An 18,400-nucleotide genomic window follows, 5' to 3' on the forward strand; every position below is an offset into this window, starting at 1 on the left:
GAACAAGTTACTCACTATTATTCAATTTTAAAGAAAGTCAATCAGTCCTAGCCTGACGGTCATTGAACCTCCAACGGAATTCAGACCATGTCCCCGCTGATTCGCTTATCCGCCTGTTTCATTGCCCTGATGATGGCCATGGGCATCGGGCGTTTCGCCCTCACCCCGCAACTGCCGCACCTGCTCAGCGAAGGCCAGATCGACCTGACTGCCGCCGGTCTGATTGCGGCGGCCAACTACCTCGGTTACCTGCTCGGCGCGGTGGATGCGATGTTTTCCCGTCGGCCGGATCAGGTGCAGCGGCGCCTGCATGGCGGTCTGTGGTTGTGTGTGTTGCTGACGCTGGCGTCATTCTGGGCCAACGGTTTCTGGTCGCACCTGCTGCTGCGCTTCGGCACGGGTGTGGCGAGTGCCTGGGTGCTGGTGATGATTACCGCGCTGAGTCAGCCGCTGGCTGCGGCGGCGGGTCGTCCGCGATTGGGAGCGCTGGTATTTGCCGGGCCGGGGCTGGGAATTTTTCTGACGGGATTGCTGGCGCTGTTCTCACATCTGGCGCAGCAGACTTCCGCCACCCTGTGGCTGATTTACGCCGCGGTGGCGCTGGTGATGTTGCTGGGAATCGTGCGGATCCTGCCGCAACCGGGCGTCGGTGTGCCGGTCGTTCCGGCTGCCGTGAGTTCATCGAATCGTGGCATTGGGCGTTTGGCGGTGGTGTATGCCTTGTACGGCGTGGGCTACATCATCCCGGCCACGTTTCTGTCGCAGATGGCCAACGCGCAGTTTCACGGGCAATGGCAGGCCGATCTGTTCTGGCCATGCTTCGGCCTCGGCGCTGCGATCGGGGTATTGCTGGTGAGTTTGCGGCGGCACGATCCGGAAACCACCCGGCACTGGTTGATGGCGACGTTGTGGCTGCAGGCTGCCGGGGTGTTCGCTTGCCTGTTGGGCAGCGGCCTCGGCCTGGCATTGGGCGTGATCCTGTGCGGCACGCCGTTCCTGGCTTGCATGCAACTGGTGATGCAACGCTCCCGGGAACTGGCGCCCCACGCCACCCAGCGCAACGCCGGCCTGCTCACCGCATGCTTTGCCGTCGGTCAGCTCAGCGGGCCGTTGCTGGCGGCGGTCAGCAGCCACTTCAGCGGTGGCCTGCAACCGGCGCTGGTGATCGCCGGCAGCGGCCTGCTGATTGCCGGCGGTCTGGCGTGCAAATCGGTTACGGCTGACCGAGGGCTTTGCGCAAACGCCGACGCACCCACTGTTCCGCGCTGACGAAAGTGATGCCGAGCAACACCAGCACGGCGCCGATGATGAAGTTCATGCTCAGTTCTTCGCCGAGCAGCACCACGCCGAAGGTCACGCCGAACAATGGCGTCATGAAGGAAAACACTGCGAGGTTGGCCGCCAGATAACGGCGCAGCAACCAGAACCAGGTCAGGTAACTGAAGAACGACACCACCAGCCCCTGGAACAGCACACTGCCCACGGCGACGACGGTCAGACTGACGTGGGTGATCTGGCCGCTGAGCAGCGCGATCAGCAACAGGCCGATGAAGCCGACGATCAGTTGATAGAACAGGGTCAGGGTCACCGGCGCTTCCGACAGGCGCGAGGCGCGCACCACCACGGTGGTCGCGCCCCAACTGGCGCCGGCCAACACGCCGAGGGCATCGCCCATCAACATCCGGCGGTCGAGGTTGTCCCACGACACGCCGCCGGCAAACGCCACGGCAATCCCGACGAACGCCATGAAGATCCCCAGCCATTGCACCGGCCGCAAGCGCTCGCTCGGCAACAGGAAATGCACGCCCAGCGCGGTGAAGATCGGCGCGGTGTAGAGGAACACCGACATGTGCGCGGCGGTGGTCAACTGCAAGCCTTCGGAGATGAACAGGAACTCGAGCCCGAACAAGGCACCGGCCAGCAAGCCGCCGCGCCAAGTGTTGCCGACCTGATCCCAACCGCCCTTCCAGCAGATCAGCAGTCCTACGAGCAACGCGGAAATTCCCGACCGCCCCGCCGCCTGCATCACCGGCGCAATGTCGGTCGCCGCCCACTTGATCATCACCTGCTGCACGCCCCAGATCAGGCACAGGCCGATCATCACTTGCAGGGCAAACCCGTCGGCACTGCGCCGACTGACGCTCACCTCGACACCTCGAACACACACAACATGGCAGTTTTTCCAATGGTCAAACAAAGCCCCGGCTCTTTGTCCGGGGCGAAAAAGGATGGCAGGGATTATCAACTAGTCGGACAGAAATTGCCGCCCGGCAAAGACATGCAATTGCCCTGTTGCGTCATGCCTGCCGTCAGCTTCGGCGAGCGGCCCGGAACCCGACCGAACAGGCCAGCGCCGTGGCAAACGTCCCCCAGGCCCAATCCATCAGCGACACCTGCGCCGACCAGCCGCGCAATGTCGCCCAATTGGTCAGGTCATAGGTGCCATAAGCGACCAGCCCGAGCAGCGCCCCCATCCGGGCGGCGCGTTGCCAGGTCAGCGATGGCAACACCACAAACACCACACAGCCAAAAACGTACAGGCAATAAAAAACCGCTGCTGGCACCAGCAACGGTTTTTCGAGCATCAGCGAACCGAGCAGTTCGCGATAGGTCGGCGCCATCAGCACGCCGAGCCAGAGCCCGTCGAGCAGAAGAAACGTCAGCAGCGTGGCGACGTAGGCAATCAGTGCTTTTTTCATCTGCCCGACCTCAAGTAAGCCCATGCAAGATGGGCCACGTCAGGCTCAGGTTAGTTCAATGCGATCGGCATGAATGACGATCTTGCCTTCCTTGTACAACGAACCGATGGCCTTCTTGAAGTTGCCCTTGCTGACACCGAACAGGCTGCTGATCAGTGCCGGATCGCTCTTGTCGCTGACGGCCAGGGTGCCATCATTTTCGCGCAACTTGGCGAGGATCTTCGAGTTCAGGCTGCTGGCTGCTTCCTGCCCTACCGGTTGCAGGCTCAGGCTGATCTTGCCGTCGGCACGCACTTCCTTGATGAATCCTTTCTCGCGCATGCCGGAACGCATGAACTTGAAGATTTCATTCTTGTGAATCAGACCCCAGTGCTTGTTGTTGATGACGGCCTTGAAGCCCATGTCGGTGGATTCGGCCACCAGCAGATCAACTTCCTGGCCCACGCTGTAGTTGGCCGGGGTCTTGTCCAGATAACGATCCAGGCGCGCGGTCGCGGTGATGCGGCGGGTGTGCTTGTCGAGGTAGACATGCACCACGCAGTACTCGCCGGCGGTCATCTGGCGTTTTTCTTCGGAGTAAGGCAGCAGCAGATCCTTCGGCAGGCCCCAATCGAGGAACACGCCGATGCTGTTGACTTCAACAACTTTCAAACTGGCAAATTCACCGACCTGAACTTTTGGTTTTTCAGTGGTGGCAATAAGTTTGTCGTCACTGTCCAGATAAATGAAAACATTGAGCCAGTCTTCATCTTCGCTGGGAATATCTTTGGGGATATAACGGTTGGGCAAAAGAATTTCGCCGTCGGCACCGCCGTCCAGATATAAACCGAAGTTAGTGTGTTTAACCACTTGCAAACTGTTGTAACGCCCGACTAAAGCCATTTCCAATACCCTCATTGCGTGGGCGGCATTCTACCCGGTTTTGCCGGGTTCGTTGGCCGTCCGATCAGCCGGCGGAGTGAAAATCTGCGGGAGGCCTTGATTTTCCTGGATTTCGCGCCGCACGCGCGCCACTCGTCAGGCCAGTGCGACGGCTATCGCCTGATCCGGACGCCGGCCGACATCCTCAAATCGAATAAATGTTGTTATTTAAAACAGCAGGTTAGCGGGATATTTCGAATAATTAATCGAGAATAATCCACCTGCACGCTGGGTTATTCCGGGGGATATTTACCAAGCAATTGTCAAGTTATTCCTGTACGATGCTTGGCCGAGTTACTTTTCTACAGGTTAATGGCCGCCATGCGTGTAAAAGCATCCACCAGCAAAGCAAAGCCAGCTCCAGCCGTTGAAACCAGCGAATCGATCAACGATCAGATCGCGGCATTCCTCAAGTCCGGCGGCGAGATCCAGCAAATTGCCAAGGGCGTCAGCGGCCAGACGTTCGGCCCGTCCAAGCAGATCAGCCTGGGCAAGAAGTAACACCCCGCAGCACACCTGTCCAAAGGCGCTTTGAGCTTCGAAGCGTCTGGACCGGATCCCTCGCAAGACCTCTCTTACGTTTAATCAAATATTCAAAACAGCAAAAATCGACGAACGGCCCTCGATGCCGATCATTCGCCGGTATCCTTGCACGCGTCTGGATCAAGCGTTTCAGCAGGGTTGTCGCACCTGCGCTCGCTGCTCAAGGAGTGACGCATGCTCAAATCTTCCTGTTTATTGCTTGTAGGCCTGCTGGCGAGCCCGGCGGCGCACGCGCAGATTTTCCAGCGTGAGCTCGGTGACTTCGACCTCAAGCTCGGCACCACACCCAGCCGCAGCATGGCCCAGGGGCTGGTCAAGCCTTCGGCGGTCGGCTCGTTCCATGGCGGCCTGGACCTGAGCCACGACAGCGGCCTGTATGTCGGTCAGTACGCACCAAGCATGGGCCTCACGCCGGGGAAAAATCTCGAAATCGATTCCTACGTCGGCTTTAAACAACCTTTCGATCAGACCCTCGGCTACGAAGTCGGGATAATCCATTACAGCTATCCCAAGGTCGACACCCTCGACAGCCAGGAACTGTTCGGCGGCCTGACCCTGCTCGGCAGCCGGATCGGCATCGCCCTGAGCAACGATCCGGATAAACAGAACAACACCCTGTTTGCCGACCTGGGCGGCAATCAGCCGTTCGGTATCGGGATCAGCATGAAATACACCACCCATCAGCTCAACACGCCGGTCTCGGTGGACGGGGGTTATGTCAGCAGTTTTACCGATTGGTCGGTGAAATTTTCCCGGCCGTTCATGGGCATCGACCTCGACCTGATCTATAGCAATTCAAGCCTCAGCGGCAGCGATTGCTCGGCCTATTCCGGGCATAACAGTCAGTGCGACGGACTGGTAACGCTCAAGGCCGAACGACCATTCTATTGATTGGCTGAACTGCCGGGTCCATCCTGCGTTCACATGAGAATCAGACCCTCAAGGCTGGCTTTCGCAAGGACTCGCCCATGTCTAGCTGGTTCAAACGCCTCGCCGTTCTACTGATCCTGACCCTCGCCCTCGGCGCCTGCAGCCGCGTCGGCCTGGCCTATCGCAATCTCGACGTGATCATTCCGTGGACGCTCAGCGACTACCTGGACATGAACGGCGAGCAGAAAGGCTGGTTCAACGAACGGCTCAAGGAACACCTGAGCTGGCACTGCACTACGCAGTTGCCGGGTTATCTTGACTGGCTCGATCGCCTGCAAACCATGGTCGAGACCAATCAGGTCACCGACGCCGCGCTCCAGGCCCGCACCGCAGAGGCCAAGCAGGCAATTGCCGAAACAGCCCGGGAAATCACCCCTTCAGCGATTGAATTGCTGCAAGGGCTGGATGACAAACAGGTCGCTGAAATGAACGACGCCTTTGCCAAAGACCTGCAAAAGCGCCAACAGGAATACCTCAAACCGCCGCTTTCGCAGCAGATTGCCGAGCGTGGCGCGCGCATGGACAAACGCCTCAACGATTGGCTCGGCCCGTTGAGCGCCAAGCAGGAACAGCATGTGATGGCCTGGTCGACCGCCCTGGGCGATCAGAACACACAATGGATCGCCAACCGCGCCCACTGGCAGAAGCAGTTCAGCGCGGCGGTGGCGCAACGCAACAGTCCTGAATTCCCACAACGGATCGAGACGCTTCTGGTCAATCGCGAGCGTTTATGGACAGCGGATTACCAAAAGGCCTACGCCAATACCGAGGCGCAGGCCCGTTCGCTGTTCGTCGATCTGATGGCCGACAGCACGCCGCAGCAGCGCCAGCGCCTGTTGAAAAAGATCGAGGGAGTGCGCAAGGACTTCAATGATTTGAAGTGCCTGAAGGCCGCACAAAAAAGCTGAGATCACTGCAAAACCCATGTGGGAGCGAGCACGTTCGCTCCCACATTTTTTTGTGCAAAGCCTCAGGCAATCTGCGCCTTGGAGGCCACCTCATCGAACGTCAGTTCATCCAGCGCATCTGCCTGATCATCCAGAACTTCACGCGGATGATCATTGCCGGGAATGCTGCTGTCGATCAGGCTCAACAGGCTGGAGCCACGTGGGGTCAGGCTGAAGTTATTGCCGGTGCTGCCCTCGTCTTCACCACGGGGCTGGATGTAACCGCGCAACAGCAGCAATTGCTCATAGTCGCAGGCGAGCGTTTTCAGGTGATCCAGATTCTCGATCGGCTCGCCCGCCGCCGCTTTCTCCGCCGCATAAACTTCTGCAACAGACCGTGGCGCAAAGCTTTGTCCCGCGCCGTTCTGCACTTCATGCAGCAGGCGTTCAATCAAATCCCAGTTGTAAGTCGTCATCCTGATTCAACCTCCGGTGCGCGTGATTTTTTGGCGCGTTCACAGGTTGTGACCGGAGCGCTGCGCCACCGTTCAGGATTATTCGGTGTCCCGACCGACCGGCGGTCTGTCGATTTCCCGGGTGGTTGAACGACTAGTCTGAGACAGACGGTTTCAACCCCCGCAGGAGAAATCATCATGAACGTTGAGAATCATCCGGTGGTGTCGCGCGAAGAATGGCTCGCCGCCCGCAAGCAGCATCTGGCCGATGAAAAGGCCTTTACCAAGGAACGCGACCGCCTCAGCGCCAAACGCCGCGCCCTGCCCTGGGTGAAGGTCGACAAGGATTACCGCTTCATGGGGCCGAACGGCGAATTGAAACTTGCCGATCTTTTCGGCAAACACAGCCAACTCGTCGTTTACCACTTCATGTTCGCCAAGGGCTGGGAGGAAGGCTGCCCGGGTTGTTCATTCCTCAGCGACCACATCGACGGCGCCAACCTGCACCTGGCCCATCACGACATTGCGCTGGTGGCGGTGTCCCACGCACCGTTCGCCGAATTCCAGGCTTTCAAGCGGCGGATGGGCTGGACATTCGACTGGGTGTCGTCGGTCGGTTGCGATTTCAACTACGACTTTGCCGTGTGCGCCCGTGCTGAAGATGTCGAAGCAGGCAAGGCTACGTACAACTACGAAAAGACCGACAGCGCCGAGGAAGAAATGCCCGGTCTCAGCGTGTTTTATCGCGCCGAAAACGGCGACATTTTCCACACCTACTCAACCTATGCCCGGGGCCTCGACCTGCTGGTCGGCGCCTACAACTACCTAGACCTCACGCCCAAGGGCCGGAACGAGGACGAGATCATGGAATGGGTGCGGCACCATGACCGCTATGACGGGGCAGCAAAATCCAGTTGCTGCCATGGAGACTGAGCCCCAAACACACTGAACTTTTCACGGTGGAAAGCCCTCAACCGGTTAACCCGCCTTAACCGGAACTGAGGCCTGCCCCCATGAAAACCCTGCTCAAGCTCACCCTCGCCGCCACGCTCGCCTGCGCCCTGCCCGTCTGGGCCTGTACGCCGGAAGAAGCCACCGCCAAACGCGAGCAACTGGCCAAGGAAGTCGCGAAGCTCACCGAGCAAAACCCGACCAAGGCCAAGGAGATCAACGCAGAGTTGCAGAAAATGGATCTGGGCACTGCCTCTGCCGATCTGCCGGACAAATGCCAGTTGATCGATCAGCGGTTGAAGGAACTGGGTTCGGCCGAGAAGAAAACCGAGGGATAACACCCGCTCAGACAACGGCAGGCTTTGGCCTCGATCAGGCTGGATCGATGCCAAAGCCTGCTTCCTTTTGTCCGGAAGTTTGCATTAGTGCATTTTGTTATTTGCACAAATGCATATTCACACCTAGGGTTACCCCGAGCCTGATCGGAACCGGCCATCGGAGATGGCAACCCTTGAACACCGATCGCTCGGCAATACCGTTATCCCGCAAACGCGGAACGTTTGTTTTCATTCATGGAGGATTGAAAAATGTTAACCACTGAAACAACGGCATTCACCGGCAACACCCTGCCCGAATGTCTGATCGGCCATCTGCTCGACCCGCAACTGGTCGAGGTCGAGGCGGCTGTACAACAACGCGCCCTGGCGGCCGCCAGCCTGAACTTCACGATGCAGCAACAGACCCAGACCAACTGGTGCTGGGCCGCCGCTTCCGCCTCGGTCGGCAATTATTACGGCACCGGGTCCTGGACCCAATGCGCCGTTGCCAGCGCCGCGCTGGACCGCAACTGCTGCAATCAACCGGGGCCGTGCAACGTGTACGGCTATCTGGACGTTGCGCTGAAGATCACCCGCAGTTTCAACGGCATGAATTCGGGCTCGCTGCAAATGTCGGCCATCCAGAACCAGATCAACATGGGCCGCCCGATCGGCCTGCGTTGCGCCTGGTACGGCGGCGGTGCGCACTTTCTGGCGATCTACGGCACCAACGGCAATTACGTGCTGGTCGCGGATTCGATCTACGGCTATTCGACCCGCGCGCTGAGTTCCTTCCCCGGTTCCTACAACGGCGGCGGCAACTGGACCCACACTTACTTCACGGCGAAAAACTAGGAGGGCGACATCATGCAACTGACTTATCCAAAGGCGCCCTCCAACGGCGTACAGACCTTGCGTCCGGCCCTGCAGGCCGCGTTGCAGACCCAGGGTTTCGGCGTCAATCGCCAGTTCGCCAATGCTGCGCCTGCCGGGATCAGCCTCAGCGAGGCCTATCGCGGCTACTCGCTCAGTCTGGACGACTTGAGCCAGGGCAAAGGCCTGAAAAACGCCCGAGTGGGCGACTGGCATTACCTGGTGTTTTCCGGCGGTGTGTCGATTGCCGATGCGCAATTGGCCGAAGTACGCGGTCACGTCGAGTTTGCCTCGTTGAACCACGGCAACCTGGCGAGCGCCACGGTCGATGCGCTGAAACTGGCAGAACAATCGCCGCAGCTGAAGGGCAAAACCGTTGAGCTGCGGATGCTGTTCGTATCGGCGCTGCACCTCGTGGCGATCTGGCTGCACGCGGCGGGCGAAGACGTGCTGATCCCGATCGAGCCAACGCCAAAAGAGCTGGCACTGACCGGGCTGTACAGCGAGGCCGCTCTGCTCGCACAGCTCAAACCGGCAGCCGATCAGGCCAAGCGGCGCTTTGATGCCGACACCACTGGCTTGCTGGGCAGTTGATAAACGCTGGCGATAAAAAAACCCGGACCATGTCCGGGTTTTTCTTTGCCTGCCTGAAACGACTTACTCAGCCGCCGGCGCTTCCGGCTTGCGGCGCTTGAGCGGAGCCATGCCGTCGCTGCTCACCAGAGAATCCGGCTTCGGACGGTTGGCGCTCTTGCGCTTGGTCGGGGTCTTGGCGGCGGTTTTCTTCTTGTCGCCCTTGGCGTCGGTCTTTTTCTTTTTCACGCCGACGGCTTTGCCCGAGGCCTTGACCTTTTTCGGCCCGCCGTAGGTGCCTTTGACTTCCTTGATGGTGCGGCGCTCGAAGCTCTGCTTCAGATAGCGCTCGATGCTCGACATCAGGTTCCAGTCGCCGTGGCAGATCAGCGAGATCGCCAGACCGTCGTTGCCGGCACGGCCGGTACGACCGATGCGGTGTACGTATTCGTCGCCGCTGCGTGGCATGTCGAAGTTGATCACCAGATCCAGGCCATCAACGTCCAGACCACGGGCCGCCACGTCGGTGGCCACCAGGATCTTCACGCCGCCCTGCTTCAGACGGTCGATCGCCAGCTTGCGATCCTTCTGGTCTTTCTCGCCGTGCAGCACGAACGCCTTGTATTCCTGGGCGACGAGGCGACCGTAGATGCGGTCGGCCATGGCCCGGGTGTTGGTGAAGACGATGGCCTTCTGGTAGGTCTCGTTGGCCAGCAGCCAGTTCACAATCTGTTCTTTGTGCTGGTTGTGGTCGGCGGTGATGATCTGCTGACGGGTGGTGTCGTTCAGCTGGCTGACCGCGTTGAGCTGCAAGTGCTCAGGGTTGTTCAGCACCTTGGCGATCATCTCGCGCAGGCCGGAACCGCCGGTGGTGGCGGAGAAAAGCATGGTCTGCTGACGGTTCGGGCATTCGTCGACCAGACGCTGCACGTCTTCGGCAAAACCCATGTCGAGCATGCGGTCGGCTTCGTCGAGCACCAGCACTTCGACTTCTTTCAGGTCGAGGTTGCCGGCGTTCAGTTGCTCGATCATCCGGCCCGGGGTGCCGATCAGGATGTCCGGCACCTTGCGCAGCATGGCGGCCTGGACCTTGAAGTCTTCACCGCCGGTGATCAGGCCGGACTTGATGAAAGTGAACTGCGAAAAGCGCTCGACTTCCTTCAGGGTCTGCTGGGCCAGCTCGCGGGTCGGCAGCAGGATCAGGGTCTTGATGCTGACGCGGATCTTGGCCGGGCCGATCAGGCGGTTGAGGATCGGCAGGACAAAAGCGGCGGTCTTGCCGCTACCGGTTTGCGCCGTCACCCGCAGGTCACGCCCCTGAAGCGCCAGCGGAATGGCCGCGGCTTGCACAGGCGTTGGCTCGACAAATTTCAGCTCGGCCACGGCTTTGAGCAGGCGTTCGTGCAGGGCGAATTGGGAAAACACGGGTGCTACCTCGAAGATATGCAAAAAATCAGCTGCATAGGTTACCGGTTTCGAGCGCTCAGGCCGAGTTTCTTTGTGAAATCCGCCGTAATCAGTGGCTTTTTTGTTGCTCGATTTGTCTCCAACGGTAATACACAGCGTCTTAAATGCTCTAATCGCCCGTCGCGTCTTACAGAAGAATCGTCTCGCTCATGGATTTCAAACAGCTCTGGCTCAACGCCCAAGACCTCTGGGGTGCCCTCGAACAGCACCCGCTCCTGCACGCCGGCCTGGCTTTGGTCCTGCTGCTGGTGATCGCGCTGGTCCTCGGACGAGTGGCGCGCTACCTGATCCTGCATGCCAGTCGCATGCTCGGTCGCCAACCCGCCCTGCACTGGATCAACGACTTTCGGCATAACAAGGTGTTTCAACGTCTGGCGCAGATGACGCCGTCGCTGGTGATCCAGTTCGGCCTGCATCTGGTGCCGGAACTGAGCAAGACCGCCACGGTGTTCCTCGGCAACGTCGCGCTGGCGTTCACCATTCTGTTCCTGCTGCTGTCGGTCAGCGCCCTGCTCAATGCGCTGCTGGACATCTACGCCCGCACCGAACACGCCCGCACCCGCTCGATCAAGGGGTATGTGCAACTGGCGAAAATGGTCCTGTACGTGTTCGGCGCGATCATCATCGTCGCCACGCTGATCGACCGTTCGCCGCTGTTGCTGCTGTCCGGTCTGGGTGCGATGTCGGCGGTGATCCTGTTGGTCTACAAGGACACCCTGCTGTCGTTCGTCGCCAGCGTGCAACTGACCAGCAACGACATGCTGCGGGTCGGCGACTGGATCGAAATGCCGCAGGTCGGCGCCGATGGCGACGTGGTCGACATCACCCTGCACACGGTCAAGGTGCAGAATTTCGACAAAACCATCGTCTCGATCCCGACCTGGCGCCTGATGTCCGAGTCGTTCAGAAACTGGCGCGGCATGCAGCAGTCCGGCGGGCGGCGGATCAAGCGCAGTCTGTTCATCGACGCCAGCGGTGTGCGGTTCATCCGCGACGATGAAGAAGAGAAACTCTCCCAGGTGCACCTGCTGACCGCCTACATGGGCCGCAAGAAAGCCGAGCTCAAGGCCTGGAACGAGGCACAGGGCAATGTCGCGGCGATGTCGGCCAACCGCCGGCGCATGACCAACATCGGCACTTTTCGCGCGTACGCACTGGCTTATCTGAAGAGTCACCCGGAGATTCAGCCGAACATGACCTGCATGGTCCGCCAGATGCAGACAACGGCCCAGGGCATTCCGCTGGAAATCTACTGCTTTACCACCACCACGGTGTGGGCCGATTACGAGCGGATCCAGGGGGATATTTTCGATTACCTGCTGGCAGTGTTGCCGGAGTTCGGGTTGAGCCTGTATCAGCAGCCGAGCGGTGGTGATCTACGCTCCGGGTTGTTGCCGGCAGTTCTTGGTGCGAGCCACATCCCCGACGCCGGGAAACACGTCATGTAATGACACAACACCTCCGGAAACGCTCGGCAAAATGCTTCGAGTGACCGGAGGTTTGGAGCCGGCCTGTTCAAAAGTGACCCAGCACCCACTTTTGAACAGCGGGCGTGTCATTTATGTCGCCATCGAAAACATACCGCGGTTCATAACTCTGATTGTTTCCCCGCACCCGGCCTCTCCAGACTTTCAATGGCAACCAGAACTGGGCCCCGCTCGGCAAAACCTGAGCGCCAATATCGATATATACGGTGTCAGCACTCGTCGGTAATCCGAACTGGATCGCTCCTGGAACGGCCAGAACGGCGTCTGCAAAATCCAGACAGGCACTCGCACAAAACGAATCGGTCACCAGCACGAGTTGACCCTTGAAAACTTTCTGCTTCAGGTCTTTCGAGCGATCTTGATCGAGCGAAGATGTCTCGGGCTGTCGCAACCAGTCGGTCTTCTCCTTCAGTGCTGCGTTCATGGACTTACGCAAGCCTGAAACAAAGGTATAGGCATCGCTGCCTTTTCCGTAATTACGTTCAGTACTGGCCATAGCGTTATCAAGCGTTGAAAGCGCAAGAGGAGAAACCCTCCACATGGCATACGAACGAGAGGATCGGTCCAGACTTTCTACAAACTTTTCACCCAACAACGCAGACAGAATCCTCGCTCCGACCAGACTGTTACCGCCACGATTACCGCGAGTATCGAGTACAACCAGGCTGGCATCATCGATACTTTCGAGAACATCGAGCATCTTCTCGAGGGACGCATTTTCGGATGCCGAAGGTGCGAAATTCGAAGCATGAACCCAATAACGTCCGTTGCCGAGGTTCAGGACCGTCTGAGGTGGTTGAGGTTGATACAGAAAATCCGCTAACTGCCCGCCATCCTCCTGCCATAACAGATCGTAGTTTTGCTTTACTCCACTCGACAGAACAACCTGGCATTTGCCCGCCCGTTTTCTGGCCAGTACTGGATAGTCCGCATCATCAACAGTCAAATGCTTCGCAAGGTGATTCCAGGTGGATTGCAAATCCAGTCGGCGATCTATGTAGGGTGATATCTCATTGCTCACTATCTCGCGAACTGTTTTACCGTCACATGAAATGACGCTGGAACCGATTGGCGGCAAAGGTACCGGCCAGCCCTTCGCAACACGGCTGACAACAAATTCCTCCCCTCTCTTGTCCAGAATGAAACCGGCCCACGAAGAACTGCCTTTTTCGGATTGATAAATGCCTACATGGCCATCCTTGAACCCTGAAATATAGAAACCCAGAACAGCTTGGGCATCTCTCCTGGAACCGACCAGCAGGGACAATTGCCTTGCCTCCAGATAGCCCCGTTCGACCCAGTCAGTGAAGTCTTTATTCTCTTTGTCTATGGCCCCCGGATGGGAGCTGACTATCAGTTGATGAACCGCAGCAAGGTCTTTGACAGCCAGGTCTGCAAACCCGGCCTTGCGAGTATCCTCAGCCAATACAGAACCGGCAGCAGCGATACTCATCAGAACAATGGCCAAAACTTTATTATAAAAATTCAAATCGAAATGATTAATCATGCAAAAACACCAAACCAAAGAAAATCAAGATCACATGGATATATTCTGGTCATTGCGTACAAGTACGCCAACGCTCGCAGCCAATCGAATTCTCGCGGCTCTCCATCGTGCCAGCGACTGTACATACTGCTGGTTTGCATTGGCGAGTGCAGTCTGAGCGTTCAAAAGCTCGATGATTGAACCTACCCCGGCCCTGTATCGCCCCTTGGCCACTCCCGAAGACTCCTCGGCCGAACGCACCAGGCTTTTGGCTATGTTGATACTCTCGTTCTCGGTTTTTAGATCCGAGTAATTCACCCATATGGCATTGGTAACGCTCAGCTCAGCCTGTCTTAGCAGAGCCTCTTGAAGCTGTATGTTTTCGTACGCTTCGGAAACTCTTGAACTGTTTCGAAACCCTTCAAATAACGGAAATGTCAGTTTTAGCCCAACTTCCATCGCGTTGTAGTCCTTGGAGTTCTCCTGATTGTAACGTTTCTCGGAATAAGAACTTACAAAAGACAGACTGGGCTTCCCTTCGGAGATGACCGTTTGCAGATGAAACCTACTGGCCTCAAGCTGGGCTCTGGCAGAAAGAACGGATGGATGCTGCGCTACCGCCTTCTGAATCAATAATTCCAGAGACTTGTTCAAGTCATCAGAAAAGACAGACTCATCAAGCTTGTCGATCGCTATTTTCGCTCCCGGATCCACACCTAATGTATAGGTTAATTGCGCCACTGCCTTTTGGTAGTTTCCTTGTGCTCTGACGCGATCAAGGATGGCTTCGGAGTGAGCCGTTTGAGCCTGCAACAAATCGGCTCGTGCGCCCACTCCCGCAATGTATTTGGCCTGCGCAGCCAGAAAGCTTTCTTTGGCCGCCGATTCATTATCAAGACTTGAGGCAATCACACCTTTCGCCGCAGCAACGGCAAAATAGTCTCTGGAAACATCGGACACCAGAGACAACGATTCTGAATCCTGAGCCAGGACTGCCGACAGTAATAGACTATTGTTCTCCTCAACACTGCCGCGCCGTCCACCAAAATCCAGCAGAAGCCACGACAGATTCAACGAAGAGCCCCATGAAGACTGTTCATTTGAAGCGGCCACTTCCTTGAGTGCGTCACTGTTCAAGTAAAGGTTTGGCAGATAGGCAGACCTGGCCGCGGCTACCTTGTACTTCTGGATTTCTATATTGGCCCTCGCCTTGGACAAACCTGGATTAGCACAAAGCGCGAGCTCCAATGCCTCATCAATACTCAGAGATTCATCCCATGCACAACCAGAAGAGAAATTTCCCCTCGATTGCCCGAAACTCCCGCTTCGCGTTTTTGATGTGTCGAGATAAGCCAGCCCTGCGGGCCGGGAAACGTCAGACATCGACTCCGCGCGAGAAAGCAAAGGCATCAGAACAAGTACTGCCAATAACGCAGGCGATAAGCACTTGTACATATCAAGACCGCCTCATCTGAATCACACGGTCGGCTGCTGCAATGGTATCAGGTCGATGTGCAACGATAATCCGTGTCATATTCAAACCAGCCACAGCACTGTTTACTTCTTTTTCCTTCTCCAGATCGAGGTGACTCGTCGCCTCATCGAGTAAAAGAATTCTAGGACGTTTATACAAGGCACGGGCCAGAAGAATTCTTTGTTTCTGACCGCCGGAAAGAACACTTCCCATGTCGCCAATCGATGTATTGTAGCCCATCGACATTAACCGTATGTCCTCATCGATAGCGGCCATCTTCGCACACGTCTCTATCCACTCCTGATCAGGTTGATGATCAAAAAAGCAAATGTTATCGGCAATCGATCCAGAGAACAGATCATCATCCTGGAGAACAGTACCGATCATACCTCGTAAATTCTCGACCCCCACCTTGTTAATATCCAGACCGCCGACCAGAACTTCTCCAGAAGTCGCCTTGAAAATACCAAGCAACAAATTCAGCAAGGTCGTTTTGCCACAACCAGAAGGCCCGGTAATGGCTACAAATTCACCTGGAAGCACTTTGAAATTTACATCCGACAGAACTTCCTTTTCATGATCACCATACTTGTAACTGAGCCCAGACACTTCGATACTTGGCTCGACAGCTTTACCGCAAGACCCGGCCTCTTCAACCATGAGTTCTGGCTTCGTCAACACTATATCTGCAAGCCGCTCACCTTGAACCTGAAGCATCTTTACTTCGAAACCCTTATTGATCAGCGCGGTGAGTCTCAAATTGAAAATTGACTTATAGGCTATGAACGCCATCAAAAAACCGATAGAAAACTTCCCATCAATTACCATACTGACACCATAGTAGATGATCAATATGTTCTCTATACCCGTAATTACACCTATTGCGCCATGATATAAAATATGAATCTGCTGCGCTTTCAAGTCCAGATTAACCTGGCTTACAAGCATCGATAGCCAGGACGCCCTTCTATCTTCCTGACGTTGGAATAATTTTATTGCACGAATACCCCTCGCTGTTTCCAGAAAATGGGTTTCCTGCCGCGCGGAATGTATGATTTGCTCTTCTGTTGCCGTCTTCAAAGGCACAAACCATAAAAAACGTATTGCCAGATACAACCCAAGAGCCGTAACGGAAATCGATGCAAGGAATGCACTGTAGTAAAACATCATGCAGACAATCGCGACCGACATGACACCGTCGAGCAGCGCTTCCAACAGCGATGTAGTGAGCGTTCTCTGAACCTGATCAATAGAAGAGAATCTCGAGGTTATATCGCCGAGACTCCGCTTCTCGAAGTACTCGATCGGCAAACTTATAAGATGCTTAAATATATTGGCCTTGAGCTGTATATTCAAATGCGTACCAAAATACAACAGCATTCGAGCTCTTATGAGCTTCATGAACTCCTGGGCCAACATAAGCCCACCAAAAGCCAGCGCAAGCATGACTAGCAGATCGACATCAAACGCCGGCAAGACATTATCCAGCGTCAGTTGCAAAAACAAAGGGGACATGAGTGACATTAATTCTAATGCTGATGCTACCGCCAGAACCTTTGCCGCTGATCGATAGGCTCCACGAACATTACCGATGACCGATGTTATTCCAACACGTGGCGGTTTTTCCTTTAATTCGAAGCCTGGGTTCGGCCACAGCTCAAGGGCGATACCAGTGAAAAATTTTGAAACTTCTTCGTATGCAACCGTCCGCTTTCCAAGCGCAGGGTCATGGATGACAAATCCCGTCTTGTTGACCTCTACCAACACCACGAAGTGGTCAAAATTCCAATGGAGTACACAGGGTAACTTGAGACTGCTCAAACCGGCCATTTCCAGCTTCACCGGACGGCTATTAAGATTCATCGCATTTGAGATCTTTACGAGCCCACGCAAAGTCAATCCTTGCTGGGAAACCGAAAATCGCTGACGAATCTCTCTTAAATCCGTGTGATATCCAAAATGACTCGCAATCATCGCGACGCACACCAACCCGCACTCCGAACGCTCGGACTGATGAATGACAGGCGTACTGTTTTCGGAATGAAAATTGATTTTTCCAAGCAACTCTTTCATTGTCACTTCCAGTTATATCTTGCCCGTTATCGAATAGATCGGTTCAATAATCCACTCGTATAACTTTCGCTTGTCCAGCATGACATCCGCGTCCAGCAGCATTCCCGCTCGCAAAGGCGTGACGTCGCCGTAGGCTTTTACATACTGACGTTCAAGTTCAACCGTCACTCTGTACATTGGTTCTTTGCTGGATTCAGGATTCGCTATTGGCGGCAACTCAGTAGGAAGAAGAGGAGCCTCCGATATCTCCAGAACCGATCCTTTGGCCTGTCCGAACTTCTGATAAGGAAAGGATTGGTATCTCACACCCACCACCGCACCTTTGCGGATAAATCCGATTGCACGACTTGGAACAAACAAATGAGCCTGAAACTTTGATCCACTTGGCACAATGGCTGCGAGTGCCTCGTCAACCTTTGCCGTCTGACCAACGTTTCCTCTTATCGCTGTGACAATGCCATCACTTGGAGCGGAAACAACGGTTTCATATTTCGCTTCATTCTCGACTACTTCCTGATCGATAACCTGCAAGCTGCGTACGAGTTCCTCTTTGACATTCGATTGCGTCAGCGGCGTGCTTGAGATATTACGTACAACGGTCGCATATTTATAATCGACATCTGCACGACTCCGCTCCAGGTCCTTCAGGCGAATTTTCTGCTCAAGCAACTCTTCCTGTTTCTGATCAAGTTGTTCTGGAGCAATATACCCTTGCTCCATCAACCCTTTGTAGCGTTTCACCGAGCCTTCCGACAACGCCATCTTTCGGACAGCGAGCGATATCTGCTGATCAAGATTATCTCTTTCACGCGTCAGCGTAGCGGCATTATTACGTAACGCTTCCATCTCTAGTTCATGAATATGCTCTGTCGTCCTTATTGCAGACGCCAAACTACTTCGTTTGTCTTGAAGAGCAGCATTGATGGTTTCCTGTATGGCCAGTTTCTTTTGGCTCTTCCTGTCACTGGACAAAACAAAAAGTGTGTCACCGGCCTTGACTGTCTGCCCTTCACTGACAGATCTGGTCTTGATCAAGCCGCTTTGGACCGCATATATCTGGGTAACACCACTCTCTGGAATAAGCTCTCCATGCGCTGTCACACGCTTCGTGTAATGCCCACCGAACAGAAATGCAATTGTTATCAGGGTAAATACAATAGCAAAAATGGATATCAGCGTATGATTGATCGGGCTCGCAAGTATAATTTCTCCGTAGATTTCATTTTTGCTCGCCTTGGCAACCAGTGCCTCTTTCCTGAACATA

General features: G+C 55.7%; 18 protein-coding genes. 9 read left to right on the forward strand and 9 right to left on the reverse strand.

The annotated features are described in order from the left end of the window. The first annotated feature begins 87 nt into the window (after window positions 1–87). Window positions 88–1,269 carry an MFS transporter gene (locus AC1RT4_RS11235; protein WP_493085387.1) on the forward strand — a complete coding sequence of 394 codons (1,182 nt, stop codon included), beginning with the start codon at window positions 88–90 and terminating at the stop codon, window positions 1,267–1,269. Here AC1RT4_RS11235 and AC1RT4_RS11240 read toward each other — a convergent pair. The 3 genes from AC1RT4_RS11240 to AC1RT4_RS11250 form a co-directional block, all read right to left on the reverse strand. Continuing rightward, window positions 1,214–2,146 carry a DMT family transporter gene (locus AC1RT4_RS11240; RefSeq protein WP_493085388.1) on the reverse strand — a complete coding sequence of 311 codons (933 nt, stop codon included), beginning with the start codon at window positions 2,144–2,146 and terminating at the stop codon, window positions 1,214–1,216. The genes AC1RT4_RS11235 and AC1RT4_RS11240 overlap by 56 nt on opposite strands. A gap of 163 nt (window positions 2,147–2,309) precedes the next feature. Continuing rightward, window positions 2,310–2,699, reverse strand: coding sequence for a DUF2177 family protein (locus AC1RT4_RS11245; protein WP_493085389.1), 390 nt, complete (start codon window positions 2,697–2,699; stop codon window positions 2,310–2,312). Between the two features lie 45 nt (window positions 2,700–2,744). Further along, window positions 2,745–3,581, reverse strand: coding sequence for a CvfB family protein (locus tag AC1RT4_RS11250; RefSeq protein WP_127797242.1), 837 nt, complete (start codon window positions 3,579–3,581; stop codon window positions 2,745–2,747). 351 nt (window positions 3,582–3,932) lie between these two features. On the opposite strand from AC1RT4_RS11250, the gene AC1RT4_RS11255 reads away from it, so the two are divergent. The 3 genes from AC1RT4_RS11255 (at window position 3,933) to AC1RT4_RS11265 (ending at window position 6,001) form a co-directional block, all read left to right on the forward strand. Next, a complete protein-coding gene (locus AC1RT4_RS11255; RefSeq protein ID WP_016985943.1) occupies window positions 3,933–4,121 on the forward strand; it encodes a PFL_1563 family small protein in 189 nt (62 codons plus the stop codon). Between the two features lie 216 nt (window positions 4,122–4,337). Beyond that, complete coding sequence (locus AC1RT4_RS11260) at window positions 4,338–5,054, forward strand: TorF family putative porin (RefSeq protein ID WP_493085390.1); 717 nt, start codon at window positions 4,338–4,340, stop codon at window positions 5,052–5,054. Between the two features lie 77 nt (window positions 5,055–5,131). Beyond that, window positions 5,132–6,001 carry a DUF6279 family lipoprotein gene (locus tag AC1RT4_RS11265; protein ID WP_493085391.1) on the forward strand — a complete coding sequence of 290 codons (870 nt, stop codon included), beginning with the start codon at window positions 5,132–5,134 and terminating at the stop codon, window positions 5,999–6,001. A gap of 62 nt (window positions 6,002–6,063) precedes the next feature. Here the strand turns inward: AC1RT4_RS11265 and AC1RT4_RS11270 are convergent, their stop codons facing one another. Then, complete coding sequence (locus AC1RT4_RS11270) at window positions 6,064–6,456, reverse strand: transcriptional regulator (RefSeq protein WP_493085392.1); 393 nt, start codon at window positions 6,454–6,456, stop codon at window positions 6,064–6,066. Window positions 6,457–6,633: 177 nt separating this feature from the next. Between AC1RT4_RS11270 and AC1RT4_RS11275 the strand changes: the two genes are divergently transcribed. The 4 genes from AC1RT4_RS11275 (at window position 6,634) to AC1RT4_RS11290 (ending at window position 9,170) form a co-directional block, all read left to right on the forward strand. Continuing rightward, window positions 6,634–7,368, forward strand: coding sequence for a DUF899 domain-containing protein (locus AC1RT4_RS11275; protein ID WP_493085393.1), 735 nt, complete (start codon window positions 6,634–6,636; stop codon window positions 7,366–7,368). 80 nt (window positions 7,369–7,448) lie between these two features. Beyond that, window positions 7,449–7,724, forward strand: coding sequence for a hypothetical protein (locus AC1RT4_RS11280; protein ID WP_007956561.1), 276 nt, complete (start codon window positions 7,449–7,451; stop codon window positions 7,722–7,724). 249 nt (window positions 7,725–7,973) lie between these two features. Then, entirely contained in the window at window positions 7,974–8,558 is a 585-nt protein-coding gene (locus AC1RT4_RS11285) for a papain-like cysteine protease family protein (RefSeq protein ID WP_207985355.1), read from the forward strand. Between the two features lie 12 nt (window positions 8,559–8,570). Further along, the gene (locus AC1RT4_RS11290) at window positions 8,571–9,170 is read left to right on the forward strand and encodes a hypothetical protein (protein WP_493085394.1); all 600 of its coding nucleotides are present in this window, start codon (window positions 8,571–8,573) and stop codon (window positions 9,168–9,170) included. Between the two features lie 63 nt (window positions 9,171–9,233). Here the strand turns inward: AC1RT4_RS11290 and AC1RT4_RS11295 are convergent, their stop codons facing one another. After that, window positions 9,234–10,574 (reverse strand): DEAD/DEAH box helicase, encoded by a 1,341-nt coding sequence (locus tag AC1RT4_RS11295; RefSeq protein ID WP_375745952.1) that lies wholly within the window; start codon window positions 10,572–10,574, stop codon window positions 9,234–9,236. Window positions 10,575–10,765: 191 nt separating this feature from the next. Between AC1RT4_RS11295 and AC1RT4_RS11300 the strand changes: the two genes are divergently transcribed. After that, window positions 10,766–12,064 (forward strand): mechanosensitive ion channel family protein, encoded by a 1,299-nt coding sequence (locus tag AC1RT4_RS11300; RefSeq protein WP_493085395.1) that lies wholly within the window; start codon window positions 10,766–10,768, stop codon window positions 12,062–12,064. 67 nt (window positions 12,065–12,131) lie between these two features. On the opposite strand, the gene AC1RT4_RS11305 is transcribed toward AC1RT4_RS11300, so the two are convergent. From AC1RT4_RS11305 to AC1RT4_RS11320, 4 genes are all read right to left on the reverse strand, one after another. After that, entirely contained in the window at window positions 12,132–13,610 is a 1,479-nt protein-coding gene (locus AC1RT4_RS11305; protein WP_493085396.1) for a S41 family peptidase, read from the reverse strand. A 30-nt stretch (window positions 13,611–13,640) separates the two neighbouring features. Then, on the reverse strand, window positions 13,641–14,972 hold the full coding sequence (locus AC1RT4_RS11310; protein WP_493085397.1) for a TolC family protein: 1,332 nt from the start codon (window positions 14,970–14,972) through the stop codon (window positions 13,641–13,643). 73 nt (window positions 14,973–15,045) lie between these two features. After that, complete coding sequence (locus tag AC1RT4_RS11315) at window positions 15,046–17,136, reverse strand: peptidase domain-containing ABC transporter (protein WP_493085398.1); 2,091 nt, start codon at window positions 17,134–17,136, stop codon at window positions 15,046–15,048. Window positions 17,137–17,148: 12 nt separating this feature from the next. Next, entirely contained in the window at window positions 17,149–18,399 is a 1,251-nt protein-coding gene (locus tag AC1RT4_RS11320; RefSeq protein ID WP_493085399.1) for an HlyD family secretion protein, read from the reverse strand. Window position 18,400: the final 1 nt, after the last annotated feature.

The organism is Pseudomonas sp. GW821-FHT11D10, from assembly GCF_058808435.1.